The sequence below is a fragment of the Pseudooceanicola spongiae genome, assembly GCF_014899185.1.
Taxonomy (GTDB): Bacteria; Pseudomonadota; Alphaproteobacteria; order Rhodobacterales; family Rhodobacteraceae; genus Pseudooceanicola; species Pseudooceanicola spongiae.
The window spans coordinates 1,203,160-1,223,104 of record NZ_CP045201.1; the positions used below are offsets into that span (position 1 = coordinate 1,203,160).

Here is a 19,945-nt window from a genome sequence, read left to right on the forward strand (position 1 = left end):
ATGACACAAAACCTTTTCGCCGCGACGCTGGTGGTCCCCGACTATGATGCGGGCATCGCCTTTTATGTCGAAACGCTCGGCTTCGACCTTGTCGAAGACACCGCGCTGTCCGAAACCAAACGCTGGGTCCTGATTGCGCCGAAAGGCGCGCAGACCTGTCTGTTGCTGGCCCGCGCGGTGGGCGACGAGCAGACCGCCGCCATCGGCAATCAGACGGGTGGCCGTGTGGCCTTCTTTCTGCAAACCGATGATTTCAAAGGCGATCATGACCGCATGCTCAAGGCCGGCGTGACGTTTGAGGAAGACCCCCGCGACGAGCCCTATGGCCGCGTCGCCGTCTGGCGCGATCCCTTCGGCAACCGCTGGGATCTGGTGCAGTTCACCAAGACCCCGACGCGCGGCGTGCCCCCCGCCAAGGCGCGCACCTCGTCGCGCGAAACCGGCACCCCGGTGATCTGGCCGCATCCCGAAAAAGAGCCCTCCAAGGGCTGAAACCGCAAAAAGCCGCGACCCCAGCTAGGGATCGCGGCTTTTTTACGTCGCGCGGGCCTCAGCCGCCCATCAGGGCCGGCACGATGGTGACGATCTGCGGCACGAACCACAGCAGCGCCAGCCCCAGCACCTGGATCACCACGAAGGGCACGATGCCGCGATAGATATGGCCCGTGGTCACGCTGGCCGGGGCCACCCCGCGCAGATAGAACAGCGCGAACCCGAAGGGCGGCGTCAGGAAGCTGGTCTGCAGGTTCACCGCGATCATGATCGTCACCCATTTCGGATCGAACGTGCCGCCATAGATGACGGGCCCGACGATCGGGATGACGATGTAGATGATCTCGAGGAAATCCAACACGAAACCCAGCACGAACAGCACCAGCATCACGATCAGGAAGACCGTGAACTCATTGTCGAAGCTGCGCAGGAAGTCCTGGATATAGTGCTCTCCGCCGAAGGAGATGACGACCAGGTTCAGCAGCTGGCTGCCGACCAGAATGGTGAACACCATTGAGGTCACCTTGGCCGTCTCGCGCACGATGGGCGTCAGGACCCTCGTGCGGAACAGGACGTAGCCGGAATAGATCATTCCGAACCCGGCGATCATATAGGCCGCCGCCGCTGCAAGGTAGGCGATCCAGTTCTCGAAGGTCACCACATCCTGATTGATGCGCAGATCGAAATTCGCCCCCAGCAGGATCATCGCGCCAAGCGCCAAGGTCGCCCAGATGATGACCTTGGGATCGCGCCCCTCCTCCCGCAGTTTGCGATAGGCTGCCAGCATCATCGCGCCCCCCGCACCAAGCGCCGCCGCAGGCGTCGGGTTGGTGATCCCGCCGAGGATGGAGCCGAGCACCGCCACGATCAGCATCAGCGGTGGAAAGACCACGCGCACCAGCTCGTTCTGCGCCAGCCGCGCCGCCGCGTGCCGCAATGACCAGAAGGTGATCGCCAGCGGCACCGCCAGCAGCACCAGCGTCACCCCGGGCGAGGTCCGCGGCCCGATCAGCAGCAGATCGACCAGCAGCATCAGCGCCAGCCCGAAGCCGCCCACGGCCAGCGGCGCCACGCTGTCGCCCGGTTTCACCCCGTGCGCCAGCACCAGCACCAGCCCCAGCAACACGACAATCGTCGCAACGCCGGTGCCAATCGGCGCCGCACGATCCGCCTTCGCCTGCACGGCCGCCAGCATCTCCTCGTCGTTCAGCTTGTGCCCGGTGTCGAGACCACCCGAGGCCGCAATCGCCTCAGCCTCGGCCACGGCGGTGTCCCACTTGGCTTGCCCGTGCAGCTCGATCATCGCCGCCTTGCAGGGCGCGCTGACATTGGTGCGCAGGCTCGCGCCATCATCGGACTGGGAAAAGTTCGACACCGACAGGCTTTGCGATCCGACCACGCCAAACTCGGCAAAGGCCAGCACGCCGCCGATCAGCAGCACCGGCGCCAGCACGAACCAGGTCAGCCCCTCGCGCCGGGTGATCACCTCTCCCGAGCCGCCGCCGACGCTCACCGCAGGGGCCTTCGACGGGTTCAGCACCGCATAGCCGAAGGCATAGAGAGCATAGAGCACCGCCAGCAAGATCCCCGGCAACAGCGCCGCCTGAAACAACGTGCCCACCGACACGACCGCCGGTTTGCCCAGGTACGTCAGCGCATCGGAACAGCCCAAAGACTGCGCCCGCGCTTCCTGCGCTGCGGAATAGAGATCGCCCGCCAAAGTCCCCAGCAGCACGATCACGATGGAGGGCGGGATGATCTGCCCCAGCGTGCCCGACGCCGCAATCACCCCCGTCGACAGCTCTGGCGAATAGCCGTTGCGCAGCATGGTCGGCAGGCTCAGCAAGCCCATGGTCACCACCGTCGCGCCGACAATCCCCGTCGAGGCCGCCAGAAACGCCCCCACCACGACGACCGACACCGCGAGGCCGCCCGGCAAAGGCCCGAACACCCGCGCCATGGTCGTCAGCAGATCGTTCGCGATCTTGGAGCGTTCCAGCGTGATCCCCATCATCACGAACATCAGCACCGCCAGCAGCGTCTCGATCGACTGGCCGGCAAAGACGCGCTCGTTCATGCGGTTCACGATGAAGGACAGGTTGCGATCCAGCGCGGTTTCCCAGCCCCGCTCAAACACCGGCTGCGCCAGCGTCGGCAGATCCGGATAGCGGAAGATCGAGATCGTGTCCGGGTTCACCCCCGCCCCGATCAGCGCGCGATACCCCTCGCTGCTCGCATCAATCGCGTTGTGGATCAGCATGCCGCTGCCATCGAGCCAGGCAATCACCGCAAAGGCGAACAGCCCCGCGCCCGGAATGGCAAAGGCCACCGGAAAGCCCGACAGGATGCCTGCGAACAGGCTGAGAAATACAATGATCAGGCCGATCTCGACCCCATCCAAACCGAAAAACATCTGCCCCACCCCCTAGTGTGTGCCCTCATAGGCTTCTTCTCCGGCGCCCAGCGTATCGCGGTCGAGGTAGCGCCCCTCCGCGTCCTCGCCTTCGCTGAACTCCAGGAACGAGCGGTAGAAAAACGCGACCGCCTGCAGGAACACCAACCCGACGAAACACAGGATCAGCACCTTGAACAGGAAGTAGCCGTTGAAGCCGTCCGGACTGAACCCGATGGTCTCGACGTTCCATTTGACGATCTTCGCCTTGCGCATCAGCAGCTCCAGCTTGTCGCTGGCCGAGACCTTGGGCGTGATCAGATGCCGCCACAGGAAGAACCACGAATACATCCAGACCAGCACGACAACGGGCATCATGAAGAACAGCGACCCGAACATGTCGATCACCCGCTTGGCGCGGTAGCTGACCGGCGCATAGATCAGATCGACCCGCACATGACTGCCCTGCACGAAAGCGTAGGAGACGCAGAGCGCCACCACCGCAGCATTCCACAGCTTCAGCCCCTCGGCATACCAGCCGACGGACTGGGTGAAGCCGATCCCCAGCGGCGAAAACCCGATCTCGCCAAGGCGAAAGATGCTCTGCAGGAACACCACGATGATCTGCTGCGCCACCATGATCAGCCCGGCCCATGCGGCGGTGCGCCCGACGGCATTGGCGAAGGCCTCAAGCCCCCGCACGCAGCCCCACATGAACGGCCGCCAGATCAGCCCGGCAAGCGTCACGACGATAAAGATGTCGAAGACCGCAAAGAAGAACTCGGTCGAGCCGCCGTAATACAGGAACCGGATCATCGCTTCCTTGTTCGACCAGTCGAGCCAGAGGCCCGGATGGCTGATCGCATAGGCAATGTGATAAAACCCAAGGCCGATTTCGGTGACCAGCCAGAGCAGACCGTTCAGCATCGCTTCCCCCCCCGTTCGCAAAAGGCTGCGCACCGTTGGGGGTGCACAGCCTGCCTTGTCTTATGTCGGACTCAGCCGTCGACGCGGTTGCGCTGCGCGGTGTAGAAGCTGTCCGAGACAGACATCCAGCCCGAGGCCGACTTCATCGACGCTTCAGCGGACTCGCGGATCTTGGCGAACATCTCGTCATCCATGAAGCCGTCGAGCACCTCTTTCGAGGCCGCGCCGAGCGCGTCCCACACGTCATCGGGGAATTCCTGCACCTGCACGCCCGACGATTTCAGCCGCGCCAGCGCCGGGCCGTTGTTGGCGATGAACAGCGCATAATTGTGCTGATGCGACTCGCCGGCTGCGATCTCGATGATCTTCTGTTGCGACGGGGTCAGCCCCTCGAAGACTTCAAGGTTGCAGGCGACAGACAGCGCCGCGCCCGGTTCATGAAAGCCTGCGGGGTAGTAGTTCTTGCAGACCTCTTGCAGGCCCAGCTTTTCGTCCGACCACGGGCCGATCCATTCGGTGCCATCCAGCGCGCCGGTGGACAATGCCTGATAGATCTCGCCGCCCGGCAGAACCTGAACAGAGGCCCCCAGTTTTGCCAGCGCCTGACCACCAAGACCGGGCATGCGGAATTTCAGCCCCTTGAAGTCATCCGCCGATTTGATCGGGCTGCGGAACCAGCCGCCGCCCTGTGCCGCCGTCTGTCCGGCAAGAAAGCTTTTCAGGCCAAAGATTTCGCCCAATTCATGGTGCAATTGCATCCCGCCATTGGCGTAATACCAGGTCATCATTTCCGGCGCGGTCATCCCGAAGGGCACCGTGGTGAAAAAGGCCCAAGCCGGATGCTGGCCGACGAAATAATAATCCGCCCCGTGATACATATCCGCCTGACCACTGGTCACGGCGTCAAACACCTCCAGCGCGCCGACCAGCTCGCCCGCGGCTTTTGGTTCAATGATCAGCTGACCATCCGACATCTCATTGACACTGTTGGAAAAACGCTCCACCGAGTCCCAGACACCCGCAAGACCGCGCGGCCATGTGGTGACCATGGTCAGCTTGACCTGACCCTGTGCCAGCGCCGGCGCCGCCAGCGAGGTCGCCGCAGCGGCAGTCCCGCCCAATGCGGATGTTTTCAAGAAAGAACGACGATCCATGGAATTCTCCTCCCAGATGTGACTGCGCCAGACCTCCCATTGCCCCGCGCGGATCGTTTCAGTGAGGAGGGAGCCTAGCGAGGCCCACGAAACCGTGAAATACCAAGGATTACGTAGATCGGTCGAATAATTGGCGAAAATTGCCCGCCGAATGGCAAATATTGCGACAAGTAATCCTAGCCCGTATTACTTTACCTGACATTTACCGTGCCATTACCGTTGCATTCCCCCGCCATGGCGCTGGGAATCGCCAGTCCATTTCCGTAAAGCTCTGCCTCATGCACACCCGCCTGCCCCGCATCGCGCCCAGTTACGGACAGAAGCTGTTTCTTCTGGCCACCCTGCCGCTGATCCTCGCGGTGACGGCGATTTCGGCGTTGGTCGCCGATCAGTCCCGCGCCCTCGCCGAGCGTGAGATTGCCGCGCTGGAGCGCCAGATGATCGAGGCGAAAAAGGCCGAGCTGCGCAACTACGTGACGCAGGCGCGCAACGGGCTGAACTACATCTACGGCATGGCCGGGCCCGACAACCTCGCCGCCCAAAGCGAGGTCAAGCAGATCCTCTCGGCGATGACCTATGGCGACGACGGTTTCTTCTTCGTCTACGACTACGACGGCACCAACCTCGTCTCGCCGCGCCAGACCGACATGATCAACCGCAACTGGTGGGACCTCACCGACGGCAACGGCCGCCACGTCGTGCAGGCGTTCATCGCCACCGCGCGCGAGGGCACCGGCTGGGTCACCCATCTGTGGCCGAAACCCGGCACCGGAGAGGAGGCGCTGATGGTCACCTACGTCACCGCGCTGCATTCGTGGAAATGGGCCATGGGCACCGGCGTGTTCATCGACGATGTGCTGGCCACCACCGCCGCCGCCCGCGCCGATGTCGAGGCCCGCGTCCGCCGCACCTTCTTCTATATCGGCGCCATCACGGCCGCTGCGCTGTTTGCCGTCTTCGCCTCCGGCATGATCCTCAACATCCGCGAACGCCGCCTCGCTGATGCCAAGCTCAAGGAGCTGACGCAGCGCGTCTTCGATGCGCAGGAGGAGGAACGCGGCCGCGTCGCACGAGAGCTGCACGACGGCATCTCCCAACTGCTCGTCGGGGTGCGCTACGCTCTGGACAGCGCGCGGCGCCGGTTCGATGCCGGCGACGCGCGCGCCTCCGAGACGCTGGATCGCGGCATGGCCAGCCTGTCGGACGCGATACAGGAGGTCCGCCGCATCTCCCGCGATCTGCGCCCCGGCGTGCTCGACGACCTCGGCCTCGGCCCCGCTCTCAAGGCGCTGGTGGTGGATTTCGGGGCACGCACCGGCATCGAGACCACCTTTGACACCGTCGTCTTTCGCAACCGTCTGGACAACGACAGCAAGATTTCGCTCTATCGGATCGCACAGGAAGCCCTGACCAATGTCGAACGCCATTCCGGCGCGACCCACCTCAGTGTCGACCTGCGCGGCCATCGCAACGGGGCAACCCTGCGCATTTCCGACAACGGCAAGGGCATGTCCGCCCCCTCGACCAGCGCACAGTGGCAGGGCATCGGCCTGCGCAACATGCAGGAACGCGTCGATCAGATGGAGGGCACCTTGCGCATCCACTCCACCCGCTCCGGCACCGTGATCGAGGTGCAGGTGCCCCTGTCGCATATCATCGACCCGACCACCGGCGCGCCCGGCCCCGCGTCCGCCAAATGACCCCTCCGGCCCCCCGCGCCGCCCTGACCTGAAAAGGAGTGCAGATGCCCCACCAGCCCGCCGGCGCCAGTGACCTCGCACACACCATCCGACCGACCCGCGTCGCCATCGTCGATGATCACCCCCTCGTCGCCGAAGGCATCGAGGCCATTCTCGACAGCTTTCCCGATCTTGAGGTTGTCGGCACCTATTCCAACGGCCGCGCCATCATCGAGGCCGTGCCGACCTTGAATCCCGATGTCATCCTGCTGGATCTCAACATGCCCGAGATGGGCGGCCTCACTGCCTGCGAAATCCTGCTGGAAAACCATCCCGACCTGCGCATCCTGATCCTGTCGATGCACGACAGCCCCGAATATATCTCGACCGCGCTGGATCACGGCGCGCTTGGCTATGTCCTCAAGGACGTGCCCACTGACGAGATCAAGCGCGCCATCGACGCCGTGATGCGCGGCGAGCGCTACCTTTGCACCGGGGCGCAGGGCTCGCTGACGCCTCAGCCCGGTGCCGGGCACCTGACCAACCGCGAACAGACCATTTTGCTGCAGCTCGCGCAGGGTCAGTCCAACAAGGAAGTCGCTCTGACCTTGGATATTTCCGTGCGCACGGTCGAAACGCATCGCAAAAATATTAAGAAAAAGCTTGGCATTTCGTCGACCGCCGGGCTGACGCGCTATGCGCTGGAACATGGCGTCCTGCAGGGAACTGGACAGACATTCTGAAACATTGCCAATGTGTTGCAGGGTGAAGTTGAGGCATTAACTACCCTGACTCGGCTCAATGCATTGGCAATATATCGGCCCTAGACATGGCACAACCGGTTTCAGCCAGGAGTTGCCATGCCTCGCCCCATCTTCCCCGCATCCCCCTCGCTTGCTGCGCGGCCTCGCACACCCGCCCGCCTGACCAAACGTCTGTTCTGGCGCGCGACACTGGCGCTGCTCTCGGCGGTGCTGCTCGGCCCCCCTCCGGCGCTCGCCTCCACCCCCTCGCATGACGCAGCCCCTGCGCCTGCGGGCCATGCTGCGGCCCCGGCAGCGCATGCCCCGGCAGCCGCCCACACCAACGCCAGCGCCCAGACCCTGCCCCCCGCGCCCGAAGGTGGGCTCTGCACCGGGTTCGGGCCGCAGACACCGCGTGATATCGCCTCGCGCATCGGCCTCAACCAACAGCTCTTTCCCGTCGCACCGCCCTCGCAGGAGATGAACCTGTGCAATATCCACACCCACACCAACGCCGAACATAAGGGACCGGGCTTTTCCGTCCTGTCGCGCGATCCCGATTTCGGCGGCTATCAATGCGAAGGCTCTGAGTTGCTGACCGCGGATGAGCTGCGCGATCCCGCCTTCGGTCACGGCCCGTTTCACGGCGTCAAACCCGGCGACACGATCGAGGTGCACTGGGTCTATTCCTCCTGTGAGGTGACGCCGGGCAAGGGTCTCGGCGCCTGCCTCTCCGATGCCTGCTCCAATCCGACGTTGCGGGTTGAATCGCAGGTCTTCCTGCTGGTCAATGATCCCTTCGCGCTGGATTTCGCGCAGTATGATCACAAGGGCTACACGCCGAATGGCCATCCGCAGCCGCTGTCCCTGCCCGCCAACACCGGCGCGCCCGTGGTGTTCCGGGGCTCCACCACCGGACCCAGCTATACGCAGGCCGTCTGCTCTCCGTTGCAGGTGACATGGTCGGTGCGGCCCAACTGTGCCCGCCTCGATATCTCCTCGCTCTATCGCTGGGGCCAGGAGGGCAACGTTTTCGAGGAAGACCATTCTCACGGCGTGCGCGAACTGGTCACCGCGCCAGAGCTTCTCGCCCCGATCCAGTAGCCCCAAACCGCACCGTTCGGTTACCGACGCAATACCGACGCGATACCGACAGCTGATTTCGGGCCACTTTTGCCCCGTCCCGTTCCGATCCGCCCGCCGCGCGTCCCCCGCGGCGGGCCCTTGCGACTCTCCCTCAGGCTGTGACCCGAGGGCGGCTGACACGGGGATTTTTAGGCTCCACGGCGATTTCGCAAAGATTTTTGACGTCACGCGCAATTTTCAGAAAGAAAAAATGCCCCGGACGACATTTTTGGGCGATAAATACGGTTGACCTTGGGTGGATCAGCCCATATCAACCCAAATGAGTGAACAGGAGCCCTCGGGAATGACAACCCTAATCGTCATCGTAGGAGAAAGGCGCATGGGCCGGTAACACCGGACTCCCTCAAGGACCCCATGCGCCCCCGGACAATCACCGGGGGCTTTTTTGTTTGCAAAATCGACAGGCCGCATCCCCGCGGCGCGACACGGAGAGAGCAGATGGCACGTCAGATGACAGGTGCGAAAATGGTGGTTCAGGCGCTGAGAGATCAGGGCGTGGACACGGTATTCGGCTATCCGGGCGGCGCTGTCCTGCCGATTTATGACGAGATTTTCCAGCAAAACGACATCCAGCATATCCTGGTGCGCCACGAACAGGCCGCCATCCATGCCGCCGAAGGCTATGCCCGCTCGACCGGCAAGCCCGGCGTCGCCCTTGTGACATCTGGCCCCGGCGCCACGAACGCTGTCACGGGCTTGACCGATGCGCTGCTGGATTCCATCCCGATCATCGTCCTCTCGGGCCAGGTGCCCACATTCATGATCGGTACAGATGCCTTTCAAGAGGCTGATACTGTTGGGATTACCCGCCCCTGCACCAAGCACAACTGGCTGGTCAAGGAAACGTCGGAGCTGCCGCAGATCCTGCACCGCGCCTTCCATGTTGCCACCACGGGCCGCCCCGGCCCGGTGCTGATCGACATACCTAAGGACGTGCAGTTCGCGACGGCCAACTATACCGATGCGCCGAAAAAGTCCTCCTATCGCTATAACCCTCCCGTGAAGGGCGATCAGGACTCGATCACGGCATTGATCGCGGCGCTCGAGACCTCCAAAAAGCCGATCTTCTACACGGGCGGTGGTGTGATCAACTCTGGCCCCGCGGCCAGCCAGTTGCTGCGCGAGCTGGTTGAAGCGACGGGCGCGCCGATCACCTCGACGCTGATGGGCCTCGGCGCCTATCCGGCCTCCGGCGACAAATGGCTCGGCATGCTCGGGATGCACGGGCTCTACGAGGCCAACATGGCGATGCACGACTGCGATCTGATGATCTGCGTTGGCGCGCGCTTTGACGACCGTATCACTGGCCGCATCGACGCCTTCAGCCCGCATTCGCTCAAGGCCCACATCGACATCGACCCGAGCTCCATCAACAAGATCATACACATCGACATCCCGATCGTTGGCGATGTCGCCCATGTGCTTGAGGATATGCTGCGGATCTGGAAGGCTCGCGGCCGCAAGATGAATCGCGACGCAGTGGCCAAGTGGTGGACCCAGATCAATGAATGGCGCGCCGTCGATTGCCTGAAATACAAGGCTGGCGACTCCAAGATCATCAAGCCGCAATATGCCCTGCAGCGACTTGAGGCTCTGACCAAAGATCACGATCGCTATATCACCACCGAGGTCGGCCAGCATCAGATGTGGGCCGCGCAATACCTCAACTTCGAGGATCCGCATCGCTGGATGACATCCGGTGGCCTTGGGACGATGGGCTATGGCTTTCCCGCCTCGATCGGCGTGCAGATGGCGCATCGCGACGCATTGGTGATCAATGTCGCGGGCGAAGCGTCCTGGCTGATGAACATGCAGGAAATGGGCACCGCCATGCAGTTCGGCCTGCCGGTCAAGCAATTCATCCTGAACAACGAACGCCTCGGGATGGTGCGCCAGTGGCAAGAGCTGCTGCATGGCGAACGCTACAGCCAGTCCTGGTCGCAGGCCCTGCCCGATTTCGTCAAGCTGGCGGAGGCCTTTGGCGCCAAGGGCATTATTTGCTCCGACCCTGCCGACCTCGACGACGCGATCATGGAGATGATCAATTACGACGGCCCTGTCATCTTTGACTGCCTTGTCGAGAAGCACGAAAATTGCTTCCCGATGATCCCTTCGGGTGCAGCACACAACAAGATGCTGCTGGGCGATGCATCGACAAAGGACGCGATCAAGGAAGGTGGCGCGGTTCTGGTCTGAGAAAAGGCGGGCTGAAGCCCGCCCCACATCTCAGCGGCGCCGCAGTGCGGGGATCTCCCCGTTTTGCGAGGCCGAAACTCCAGGATCAGCGATCAAAAAGGATAGGCAAATGAACGCATTACAGATCAAAAAAGGCGCGAACAAGCATTCCGCCTACAACCTGCGCCCGACCTTTTCCGACACGGTCGAACAGCATACGCTTGCTGTTCTGGTCGACAACGAAGCAGGGGTTCTAGCCCGCGTGATCGGGCTGTTTTCCGGCCGTGGATATAACATCGACAGCCTGACCGTGGCGGAGGTTGACCGCGCCGGGCACCTCAGCCGTATCACAATCGTGACGCGGGGCACGCCTCAGGTCATTGAGCAGATCAAGGCACAACTGGGGCGTATTGTCCCGGTCCATACCGTCAATGACCTGACGGTAGAGGGCCCCTCGGTTGAGCGTGAACTGGCCCTGATCAAGGTCACCTCCGAGGGCGAAAAGCGTGTTGAAGCCTTGCGCCTGGCCGACATTTTCCGCGCCAAGGTGGTGGACAGTACGCTCAGCAGCTTCGTGTTTGAGTTGACCGGAACACCGGACAAGATCGACGCCTTTGCTGACCTAATGCGCCCCATAGGCCTGTCCGAAGTTGCGCGTACAGGCGTAGCAGCGCTGCGCCGGGGCGAGGACTGAACCCGATCCCACGCGCAGAATGTTGAAAGAGCCGCGCAGGAAACTGCGCGGCTCTTTTCAGTATACATTGTGCCCCGCGATGAGTGCTTCAGGAAATGTGCCGAAGACGCGGTCCGGGCCTGCGCGGTGTTTTCTTGCCGGGAAAAGCCACCACAACAGAGCTATGTCCTTCGCTGTTCGAGCCGGATCGCGGCGCTACTGTCGCGGATGAAGCAGAGCGCCCCATATCCTTGAGGCGTCGGGCCAACGTGGAGTCGTGATCTTCGGCCACAAGACGCGCGTTTTGCACGAGTCGCATGTCCCCAAACTCCTCGAGATCGAACTGCAGCAGGTCCCCCTGCGCAAGCCCTGTCAGATCCGGTGATTTCCCCCTTGATTCTGCATTCAAAAATGCAAGATCCCCATGATCTTCGCACCAGACGACTGCTTTGCTGTCGTCAGACGCGCTCCATAAAACCACACCAAACATTCACACCTCCCGATTTCTATCGGCACCAATCTTCTTAAAAGGATGGTTCACTTCCTCTCTGTTTCACATGACTGTTTCCGTGTCGCCATTTCAGATTTTGTGTCGCCTTGTTCAAAAAATGACGTTATATAGATACATGTCTGACGTGGTTCAGCGTCATGGTCATAAAAACAAGACCTTAAAGGGTGGTTAAAACATGAAGCTTCGCCATGTTTTCGCAACCGGGATGGTGATGAGTGAGTGATTCAAGCCTGAGTTCCGATCAATCCGCACTGAAACCCGTCGAGATCCGGAATATTTTTGGCGCCAATTTGCGTCAGATGAGCGCGCGCTACCCTTCGGTTGCAGGTTTGTGCCGTGAGTTGGGCATCAACCGGACCCAGTTTAACCGATATTTGTCAGGCGAGAGCTTTCCCCGACCGGATGTGTTGCATCGGATCTGTCAGTTCTTCGGCACGGACGCCCGGATCCTGCTGGAGCCTGTCGACGCGGTGAAACCCCTCAGCCGCGATTTGCTGAACCATCCGGAGATTTCCAGCTATCTCGGTCAGTCTGCCACCAATTTTGACCAGTCTCTGCTGCCATCCGGCTTTTACCGCTTTACCCGGCAGAGCTTCATCGACGGCTCCAAGGCGATCCTCGGGTTGGTTCTGGTGTACCGCAAGGATGGCTTTACCTTTGTGCGTGGCTTTGAGGCGCGCGAGGCCATGCGCCAGCAGGGTCTGCCCGAGGACAATCAGAGCCGGGAATTCCGGGGCATCTTTCTGGCGCAGGAAGAAGGGGTTGCCGCCCTGATCGCGCGGCGTGGGGCCATCACCTGCTCGTTCAACTTCCTCTCGAAAGTGGCAACCTTCGACAACAACTTCTGGGAAGGCTACATCACCCGCACGATCCGGGAAGCGATCTCGGGGCCGCGGGCGTCGCGTATGGTATATGAGCACTTGGGCAAGAATACCGGTGCGATCCTCAGGACTGCGCGCGAGGCCGGGTTGATCGAAAACGACCAGATCCCGCCCTTCCACCGCCGCCTGTTGCGGATGGAGCACCCGTTTCGTTAAGGCCCCGATACCAGCGCCCCGCAGTCACGCCGGGCGGCTGGTATCACGTCACAGGCAGATCAGACGACGACAGGGCGTTTTGCCATGAAAGTCTTCAGGCGCTGCATGGCTTCCTCAAGATCTTCCGTTGCGCCGGCATAGGAAAACCGCAGGGTCCCCGCTCCACGTGTCGCATCGAAATCGAGGCCCGGGGTGACCGCAACCCCTGCCTGCTCCAGGATCTCACGGGCGAAAACACGAGAATCCTGCGTCAGATCCCGCACATCGGCGTAGACGTAGAACCCACCATCCGGCGGAGCAATGCGCGTGAAGCCAGCCTGTGGCAGATGCTCGAGCAGCAGCTGACGGTTGCGGGCATAGACGGCCACGTTGGCCTGCAATTCCTCATGGCAGTCCAGCGCACCGAGCGCGGCCACCTGACTGGCTGTCGGCGCGCAGATGAACATATGCTGGGCCAGCCGCTCAACCCGTCGCACATGGGCCTCGGGGACAACCATCCAGCCGACCCGCCAACCGGTCATGCTGAAATACTTTGAGAACGAATTGATCACATAGGTCTCATCCGAGATCTCCAGAGCAGAAACCGCGCGGTCTTCGTAATGCAGGCCGTGGTAGATTTCATCAGAGATCAGGCTGATCCCCTCGTCTGCCGCCGCCCCCATCAGATCGCTGAGAGCGGTGCGGGACAACATCGTGCCCGAGGGGTTGCCGGGAGAGGCTATCATCAGGCCCTGCAAGCCCTGCCCGCGCAGATCATCGGGACGCGGCTGATAGCGGGCTTCCGGCGTGGTTTGCAGGATCACCGGCTCCAGATCCATCGCCTTGAGCAATTGCCGGTACGACGGATAGCCGGGTGCACCAATACCAACCCGCGCACCCGCATCAAACAGCGAGGCAAAGCTCAGCAGGAAGCCCGCCGAAGATCCCGTCGTCACGACAACGCGGTCCGGGTTCAGGTCCAGATCGTACCATTCACCATAAAGCGCCGCGATGCGCGCACGCAGCGCTGGCAGACCCAGGGTCACGGAATATCCCAGAGCCTCGCTCTCCAGAGCGCTCTTAAGCGCCTCGCGCGCGCCCTTGGGGGCCGGAGTGCCGGGCTGGCCAACCTCCATGTGGATGATCCGCCTGCCTTCCGCTTCCAGCTCTCTGGCCCGCGTCATCACGTCCATCACGATAAAGGGATCGACATCGCCGCGACTTGAAACTCTCATGGGCATCTCCGATTGTGGCTTCGCATCACCTATGGTTTCAACAGTCCTAGCTGGTAAGGTCAATGGAGGGGGTGAGTGCCATGGGGAGCTATCAAGTGCGCCTGCGCACAGTTTTAGCGGTTTGTCTGGCAATGCTCGCCCTTCCCGCACAAGCAGTATCGCTGTTGCGCGACCCCGACATCGAAAATGCGCTGAACCGAATGGCGCGTCCGGTACTGACGGCGGCAGGTTTGTCCGGCGCGACCCCCATTCTTGTGGTCAATGATCAGTCCCTGAATGCCTTCGTGATCGACAACAACGCAATCTATATCAATGCGGGGATGATCCTGCGCACCGCCTCTGCGGCAGAGCTGCAGTTTGTCATTGCCCATGAGGCCGCCCATATCGTCAACGGCCATATCACCAGCCGCGCCCTCAACGCTCAGCATATCTCGCGGGTGGCAGGGCTTGGCATGGCGCTGGCTGTCGCCACGGCAGCGGGCACCGGCAATGGCAAGCTGGGAATGGCGGCACTCGGCGTCGCCAGCTCGGCGCAAAGGTCCTACTTCGCGCATAGCCAGGCCGAAGAAAGCTCCGCCGATCAGAGCGGTATCCGGTTCATGTCGCTGGCGGGTCTTGGCACTCAGGGCGCGCTGGATGTCACGCAGATTTTCGCCGGACAGGAGTTGATCAGCGAGGGGCGTCAGGATCCCTACGTGCGCTCGCATCCGCTCTCACGTGACAGGTTGCGCCGCCTGACGGCCCTCGCGGGCACCTACGGGCTGAAACCGACCTCGGACCGCAGTGAGGACACCTATTGGTATGATCGTGCCCGTGGGAAACTCTCAGCGTTTCTGCGTGCGCCCAAATGGACCCGTGGACGGGCCGACGAGAGCGTCGCACAGGACATCACATACATGCGCCTTGCCATCGCCAAGCACCGTGAGGCCGATTGGAAGGGTGCGATTGCCCTGCTTGACCGCGCGCAGGCGATCCGCCCCAACGACCCATGGTATTTTGAGCTGAGAGGGCAGATCCTGCTGGAAGGACGTCAGTTTGCCGCAGCTGAAGCGGCTTACAAACGCGCCGCCGACCTCGCACCGAAAGACCCGCTGATCCTTGCCTCGCTGGGACATGCGATGGTGGTGCAGGGCGGTGCACAGAGGCTGCAACAGGCGCTGCCGGTGCTGGAACGCGCCCGGGCGGGGGATTATCGCAACGGCGCCGTGCTGCGCGATCTCGGATCGGCCTATGCCCAGCTGAACCAACCCGGCAATGCCGCGCTGACAGTCGCCGAATATCACGCGATCTCGGGGCGTATGAAGGATGCGCGCATTCAGGCGCAGCGCGCATCGGACCTGCTGCCCACGGGCTCACCCAGTTGGCAAAGGGCGCAGGATGTGCTCAATGCGGCAAAGAATACCATCGAGTAACGCGCGCTTGCAGGTCTGGCAAACAGGCCCCACATTACGCATGACGCCCCGCGACGACCCCAAGTAAGGAACCCCTTCAATGTCCAAGACCTTCCGTTCGATGATGCTTGCCGGGGCTGCCGCCCTGACCCTGTCTCCCCTCGCCGCTCAGGCCGAGATGAGCGAGGCCGAGCGCGCCGATTTCCGCGAAGAGGTCCGCGCCTATCTGATGGAGCATCCTGAGGTCATTCTGGAGGCCGTGCAGTCCCTGGAGTCCAAACAGGCGGATCAGAAGGCACAGGCCGACGTTGATCTGGTCGCCGACAATGCAGCCGAGATTTTCAACGACGACCATTCCTGGGTCGGTGGCAATCCAGATGGCGATATCACGCTGGTCGAGTTCATGGACTATCGCTGCGGCTATTGCCGCAAGGCCTTTCAAGAGGTTGAGGATCTGGTCAAGGGCGACGGGAACATCCGCTTCGTGCTGAAGGAATTCCCGATCCTGGGAGAGGAGTCGGTGACCGCATCGCGTCTGGCGATCGCCACGCAGCTTGAGGCCGGCGATGACGCCTACAAGGATCTGCACGACGCTCTGATGGCCTATCAGGGGGGCTTTGACGAAACCGCGATGACCCGCATCCTGTCGGGCCTCGATCTGGATCCGCAGCCGATTCTTGCGCGCATGGACAGCGATGAAGTAACCAGCGTGATTGCCAAGAACCACGCACTTGCACAGCAGTTGCAAATCAACGGCACGCCGACCTTCATCTTGCCCGAAACGATGCTGCGTGGTTACGTTCCCCTGGCCGGGATGCAGCAGCTGGTGGCCGAGGCACGCGACAAGTAATGCGCGCACCCGCAGCCCTGCTGGCCTCCCTCTTCTGCCTGCCGCTCTCAGCGACGGCAGAGCCGTTTCAGGATGCCTTTGAGGAGAACCCCTATCTCTTCAACGAAGAGCTGCGGATGCTGCTGCACGACGAACCCGATATCCTGGCCAGTGCGCTGGCACGGGGCGCGGAGCTGAGATCTGACGCTGTCTTTTCGCCGCTCCGCTCTGAGATCGAGACGGATCTGTCACGCATTACGGCCCTCTCGGATGATCTGTTCCGGACCACGCCTCAGGGCTTTGGGGCGGAGGGCCGCGCAAAGCTTGCTCTGTTCACGCAACTGAACTGCACCGAATGCGCCCGCGCCGAAGCAGAACTGCAAGATCTCGTCGCACAAACGCCCGGCCTGAGGGTAGAGCTGCGCAGCCTTACCACTGCCTTGCCCGACCGCCTGTCCTACGTGATCGCCCACGTGGCAGGAGCCGCCGCCGCACAGGATTTTCGCAGTGCTGTCAATAAGATGGGGGCGACTGATGATGTGGCATTGGCCTCAGTTCTCAGCAGCCTCGGACACGATCCAGAGGCCCTGCGCATTGCCGCAGACGCTCCTGCGACGATGGACGCTCTGACTCAGGAGGCAAGGATGTTCAACAGCCTGGGTCTCGACACGGCGCCCAGTTACGTGATGCCGCGGATGCTGATCCGCGGCCACATGCCGGCGATGGTGCTATCGAAATACCTCGCCAGGCCCTGACAGGCTATTCGGCCGCTGCCATATCCTTGACAGCTCCAGCCTCAATCGCCGCGGCGCGCTTTTCAACCTGCTCGACAATATGATCCACCATTTGCTCATTGCTGAGCTTGTGGCTTTGCTTGCCTGCCAGATAAACCATACCAGCGCCTGCGCCACCGCCCGTGAAGCCGACGTCTGTCATCAGCGCCTCACCCGGGCCATTGACGACGCAGCCGATGATGCTGAGGCTCATCGGGGTCTTGATATGCTCAAGCCGCTTCTCCAAAGCCTCGACGGTCTTGATCACGTCGAAACCCTGCCGCGCGCAGGACGGGCAAGAGATGATGTTCACGCCGCGATGCCGCAGCCCGAGGCCCTTGAGGATCTCGTAACCGACCTTGACCTCTTCGACGGGATCGGCGCTGAGGCTGACGCGCAGTGTATCGCCGATGCCCATCCACAGCAGATTGCCCATGCCGATAGCGCTCTTGATCGTGCCGGTCATCAGCCCGCCCGCCTCGGTGATCCCGAGGTGGATCGGTGCATCCGTGGCATCCGCCAGCTGCTGGTAGGCCGCCGCCGCCATGAAGACGTCAGACGCCTTCACCGAGATCTTGAATTCATGGAAATCATGATCCTGCAGGATGCGGATATGATCCATCCCACTCTCGACCATGGCGGCAGGGCAAGGCTCGCCATATTTCTCCAGCAGGTGCTTTTCCAGCGAGCCTGCGTTGACACCGATGCGGATCGAACAGCCATGATCGCGCGCTGCATTCACCACCTCTCGGACGCGGCTGGCGTCCCCGATATTGCCGGGGTTGATGCGCAGACAGGCCGCACCCGCTTCTGCCGCTTCAATCGCACGTTTGTAGTGGAAATGGATATCCGCGACGATCGGCACCGGGCTTTCGCGCGTGATCTCTTTCAGCGCCTTGCTGGCCGCTTGGTCCGGGATCGAAATCCGGACGATATCCGCCCCCGCTTCAGCGGCGCGAATGACCTGATCCAGCGTCGCCTTGACGTCACTGGAGTCGGTGTTGGTCATGGTCTGCACGGTGATCGGAGCGTCACCGCCCACGGGCACATTGCCAACCATGATCTGGCGGCTCTTGCGCCGTTCAATGTTACGCCAAGGGCGAATGGGATTGTGCGACATCGGAGGGTCCTCTCAATTGGCGCTTGGCCCCTACATAACCCGCCCGCAAGCTGAGAACAATCCGTTGGCGCAACGCTATCGGATGCAGTTTATATTTGGGCGAAGACAAAAGATTAGAGCCCAGATTACTAGACGCGTCATAGCCCGGAAAGAGACCTGGCATCAAAAAAACCGAATCTGAAGATCAGTCGACCCGAGGAAGATCCGCCTGGGCGACGGAGATGACACGCTCGGCTTCGGGATCAAGGGTCAGGTCAGCCAACGCAAAGGACGTCTTCAGATCATCGGCAGACAGCGCGACATTGCGAACGGCAGTCGTCCCTTTGCCTGCGGGGCCGTAAAAATTGCCATCGACCTGAAAATAGAGCGAACCGGACATGCCAGCGCGCAGCACCGGGGCGTCTTCTGTCTTTGGCAAGTCATAGCTTTCGCCGGCGTCTAGGATCTTTTCGAACAGGATCGTGCCATCTTGGCTCTGCACCCGCACCCATGCCGGACGCACAGCGACAAGAGAGACGCCAGGTTTGGCGGCGGCGACAACCTGCGGCATGTTGGCGGATGCCCCCGTTTTCGTGTCGGCCCCCAAAGCCTCAGCAACGGCACGATCTTCGCTGGACTGGCCCTGACCACCTGCTCTCGGCAGAGGCGAGCTGCTGGTATCGGCGTCAGCCATAAAGGTGCCGACAAGCGCGGGATTGAGTGTAGAGATCGGCGCATCACGCGACACGACGACCGGAACATCCAAAGCTTTGGGGCGATAGAGGCGATCCATGCTGTTGCGGGGCGGCGCGAAAACACCCGAGGCATTGGCACTGTTTTGCGGCACAGGATCTTCAACCACGCGGGTCGCCCCAGCCAGTGGGTCCAGATCCGCAAGCACGTCAGGCGTATTTTCAACCGGAGCGAATTGCACGCGCTGGACTTCGTTCAGCACCGCGTAGCCACCGTAAGCGAGCCCGCCGATCAGCGCCAGCAGCACGAGCCCCGAGCCAATGGCCGCGGGTTCGATCCGCGCAAAAAAGCTCTCTCCTGCAGGGATGAACGGCGTATTGGGGGTAATGAACAGGTCACGCGGAGCGGTCTTCGCCTGTTGGATCAACGCATCCTGACGCCGCGAGGACGCATCCGCCGACATACCGTGGGCAGTAATGAAGCCGCTCTCGGCACAGAATTTCTTATAAGTGCTGTCGGGGTCCATACCGAGATAACGCGAGTAGGACCTAACGTAGCCTGCAATGAAGCCCGGCGTGTCAAAGGCTTCGGGATCACAGTTCTCGATTGCAGCGATGTAGTTTGCCTTGATGCGAAGTTCACGCTGCACATCCAACAAGGATTTGCCGAGCGTTGCACGCTCGCCACGCATCATGTCCCCGAGTTTGATCTCGAAGTCATCATATCCTTTAGGTTGATCTGTGGCTTGGCCCTGCTCAGGCTTACCCTTACGCCGAATCATATCGCTGCCCCATCTGCGATCCACTGACCCGTTATCATCCCCGATTCGAGCCAGCTTCTTTCTTTACAAGAGGCTAACACGTTTCAAGGAGATTTGATGGGAAACAGGGATCCCCCTCTACATTTAGGCGTTTTGCCGCGCAACCTGCATATAAACAGGGTGCGATTTAGGACCATTCACGTCATAGTTGCAATTAATGTTTGCGAATAAAGTCTTGCCATATGGTTAACGGCTTC

At 61.6% G+C, this 19,945-nt stretch carries 16 protein-coding genes and 1 pseudogene; 10 read left to right on the forward strand and 7 right to left on the reverse strand.

The window, feature by feature from the left end; genetic code table 11:
* Window positions 1-384, forward strand: a pseudogene (locus F3W81_RS05670) (VOC family protein); the annotation flags it as partial.
* A 166-nt stretch (window positions 385-550) separates the two neighbouring features.
* On the opposite strand, the gene F3W81_RS05675 reads toward F3W81_RS05670, so the two are convergent.
* The 3 genes from F3W81_RS05675 to F3W81_RS05685 all read right to left on the reverse strand — a co-directional run bounded on the left by F3W81_RS05675 (window position 551) and on the right by F3W81_RS05685 (window position 4,965).
* Window positions 551-2,905, reverse strand: coding sequence for a TRAP transporter large permease (locus tag F3W81_RS05675; RefSeq protein ID WP_193082670.1), 2,355 nt, complete (start codon window positions 2,903-2,905; stop codon window positions 551-553).
* Between the two features lie 12 nt (window positions 2,906-2,917).
* Complete coding sequence (locus tag F3W81_RS05680) at window positions 2,918-3,811, reverse strand: TRAP transporter small permease subunit (protein WP_193082671.1); 894 nt, start codon at window positions 3,809-3,811, stop codon at window positions 2,918-2,920.
* Window positions 3,812-3,882: 71 nt separating this feature from the next.
* Complete coding sequence (locus F3W81_RS05685) at window positions 3,883-4,965, reverse strand: TRAP transporter substrate-binding protein (RefSeq protein ID WP_193082672.1); 1,083 nt, start codon at window positions 4,963-4,965, stop codon at window positions 3,883-3,885.
* A gap of 278 nt (window positions 4,966-5,243) precedes the next feature.
* Here F3W81_RS05685 and F3W81_RS05690 point away from each other — a divergent pair, with 278 nt between their 5' ends.
* The 5 genes from F3W81_RS05690 (at window position 5,244) to ilvN (ending at window position 11,402) form a co-directional block, all read left to right on the forward strand.
* Complete coding sequence (locus F3W81_RS05690) at window positions 5,244-6,665, forward strand: cache domain-containing protein (RefSeq protein ID WP_193082673.1); 1,422 nt, start codon at window positions 5,244-5,246, stop codon at window positions 6,663-6,665.
* Window positions 6,666-6,709: 44 nt separating this feature from the next.
* A complete protein-coding gene (locus F3W81_RS05695) occupies window positions 6,710-7,387 on the forward strand; it encodes a response regulator transcription factor (RefSeq protein ID WP_193082674.1) in 678 nt (225 codons plus the stop codon).
* Between the two features lie 117 nt (window positions 7,388-7,504).
* Complete coding sequence (locus F3W81_RS05700) at window positions 7,505-8,491, forward strand: delta-class carbonic anhydrase (RefSeq protein WP_193082675.1); 987 nt, start codon at window positions 7,505-7,507, stop codon at window positions 8,489-8,491.
* 480 nt (window positions 8,492-8,971) lie between these two features.
* Window positions 8,972-10,729: an acetolactate synthase 3 large subunit gene (locus F3W81_RS05705; protein ID WP_193082676.1), complete on the forward strand. Its 1,758-nt coding sequence runs from the start codon at window positions 8,972-8,974 to the stop codon at window positions 10,727-10,729.
* Between the two features lie 109 nt (window positions 10,730-10,838).
* Window positions 10,839-11,402, forward strand: a complete 564-nt coding sequence (ilvN, locus tag F3W81_RS05710; RefSeq protein WP_193082677.1) for an acetolactate synthase small subunit — start codon at window positions 10,839-10,841, stop codon at window positions 11,400-11,402.
* Between the two features lie 88 nt (window positions 11,403-11,490).
* Here the strand turns inward: ilvN and F3W81_RS05715 are convergent, their stop codons facing one another.
* The gene (locus F3W81_RS05715; protein WP_193082678.1) at window positions 11,491-11,871 is read right to left on the reverse strand and encodes a hypothetical protein; all 381 of its coding nucleotides are present in this window, start codon (window positions 11,869-11,871) and stop codon (window positions 11,491-11,493) included.
* A 320-nt stretch (window positions 11,872-12,191) separates the two neighbouring features.
* On the opposite strand from F3W81_RS05715, the gene F3W81_RS05720 reads away from it, so the two are divergent.
* A complete protein-coding gene (locus tag F3W81_RS05720; protein WP_193083662.1) occupies window positions 12,192-12,929 on the forward strand; it encodes a helix-turn-helix domain-containing protein in 738 nt (245 codons plus the stop codon).
* 59 nt (window positions 12,930-12,988) lie between these two features.
* Here F3W81_RS05720 and F3W81_RS05725 read toward each other — a convergent pair whose 3' ends face one another.
* Window positions 12,989-14,143, reverse strand: a complete 1,155-nt coding sequence (locus F3W81_RS05725) for a pyridoxal phosphate-dependent aminotransferase (protein WP_193082679.1) — start codon at window positions 14,141-14,143, stop codon at window positions 12,989-12,991.
* A gap of 164 nt (window positions 14,144-14,307) precedes the next feature.
* Here F3W81_RS05725 and F3W81_RS05730 point away from each other — a divergent pair, with 164 nt between their 5' ends.
* The 3 genes from F3W81_RS05730 to F3W81_RS05740 all read left to right on the forward strand — a co-directional run bounded on the left by F3W81_RS05730 (window position 14,308) and on the right by F3W81_RS05740 (window position 17,118).
* Window positions 14,308-15,555 carry a M48 family metalloprotease gene (locus F3W81_RS05730; protein WP_226941872.1) on the forward strand — a complete coding sequence of 416 codons (1,248 nt, stop codon included), beginning with the start codon at window positions 14,308-14,310 and terminating at the stop codon, window positions 15,553-15,555.
* 79 nt (window positions 15,556-15,634) lie between these two features.
* The gene (locus F3W81_RS05735; RefSeq protein WP_193082681.1) at window positions 15,635-16,384 is read left to right on the forward strand and encodes a DsbA family protein; all 750 of its coding nucleotides are present in this window, start codon (window positions 15,635-15,637) and stop codon (window positions 16,382-16,384) included.
* A complete protein-coding gene (locus F3W81_RS05740) occupies window positions 16,384-17,118 on the forward strand; it encodes a thioredoxin domain-containing protein (RefSeq protein WP_193082682.1) in 735 nt (244 codons plus the stop codon). Before F3W81_RS05735 ends, F3W81_RS05740 begins: the two co-directional genes overlap by 1 nt.
* A 4-nt stretch (window positions 17,119-17,122) precedes the next feature.
* Here F3W81_RS05740 and ispG read toward each other — a convergent pair whose 3' ends face one another.
* Both ispG and F3W81_RS05750 read right to left on the reverse strand, forming a co-directional pair.
* Entirely contained in the window at window positions 17,123-18,256 is a 1,134-nt protein-coding gene (gene ispG, locus F3W81_RS05745) for a flavodoxin-dependent (E)-4-hydroxy-3-methylbut-2-enyl-diphosphate synthase (protein ID WP_193082683.1), read from the reverse strand.
* A gap of 184 nt (window positions 18,257-18,440) precedes the next feature.
* Window positions 18,441-19,709, reverse strand: coding sequence for a helix-turn-helix domain-containing protein (locus tag F3W81_RS05750; RefSeq protein WP_193082684.1), 1,269 nt, complete (start codon window positions 19,707-19,709; stop codon window positions 18,441-18,443).
* Window positions 19,710-19,945 lie beyond the last annotated feature (236 nt).

Bases quoted from the DNA above. Each gene is read 5' to 3' on its own strand.
- F3W81_RS05695 (WP_193082674.1), top strand. From the start codon at position 6,710: ATGCCCCACCAGCCCGCCGGCGCCAGTGACCTCGCACACACCATCCGA.
- ilvN (WP_193082677.1), top strand. From the start codon at position 10,839: ATGAACGCATTACAGATCAAAAAAGGCGCGAACAAGCATTCCGCCTAC.
- F3W81_RS05680 (WP_193082671.1), bottom strand. From the start codon at position 3,811: ATGCTGAACGGTCTGCTCTGGCTGGTCACCGAAATCGGCCTTGGGTTT.
- F3W81_RS05700 (WP_193082675.1), top strand. From the start codon at position 7,505: ATGCCTCGCCCCATCTTCCCCGCATCCCCCTCGCTTGCTGCGCGGCCT.
- F3W81_RS05720 (WP_193083662.1), top strand. From the start codon at position 12,192: ATGAGCGCGCGCTACCCTTCGGTTGCAGGTTTGTGCCGTGAGTTGGGC.
- F3W81_RS05690 (WP_193082673.1), top strand. From the start codon at position 5,244: ATGCACACCCGCCTGCCCCGCATCGCGCCCAGTTACGGACAGAAGCTG.
- F3W81_RS05740 (WP_193082682.1), top strand. From the start codon at position 16,384: ATGCGCGCACCCGCAGCCCTGCTGGCCTCCCTCTTCTGCCTGCCGCTC.
- F3W81_RS05750 (WP_193082684.1), bottom strand. From the start codon at position 19,709: ATGATTCGGCGTAAGGGTAAGCCTGAGCAGGGCCAAGCCACAGATCAA.
- F3W81_RS05705 (WP_193082676.1), top strand. From the start codon at position 8,972: ATGGCACGTCAGATGACAGGTGCGAAAATGGTGGTTCAGGCGCTGAGA.
- F3W81_RS05725 (WP_193082679.1), bottom strand. From the start codon at position 14,143: ATGAGAGTTTCAAGTCGCGGCGATGTCGATCCCTTTATCGTGATGGAC.
- ispG (WP_193082683.1), bottom strand. From the start codon at position 18,256: ATGTCGCACAATCCCATTCGCCCTTGGCGTAACATTGAACGGCGCAAG.
- F3W81_RS05685 (WP_193082672.1), bottom strand. From the start codon at position 4,965: ATGGATCGTCGTTCTTTCTTGAAAACATCCGCATTGGGCGGGACTGCC.
- F3W81_RS05735 (WP_193082681.1), top strand. From the start codon at position 15,635: ATGTCCAAGACCTTCCGTTCGATGATGCTTGCCGGGGCTGCCGCCCTG.
- F3W81_RS05715 (WP_193082678.1), bottom strand. From the start codon at position 11,871: ATGTTTGGTGTGGTTTTATGGAGCGCGTCTGACGACAGCAAAGCAGTC.
- F3W81_RS05675 (WP_193082670.1), bottom strand. From the start codon at position 2,905: ATGTTTTTCGGTTTGGATGGGGTCGAGATCGGCCTGATCATTGTATTT.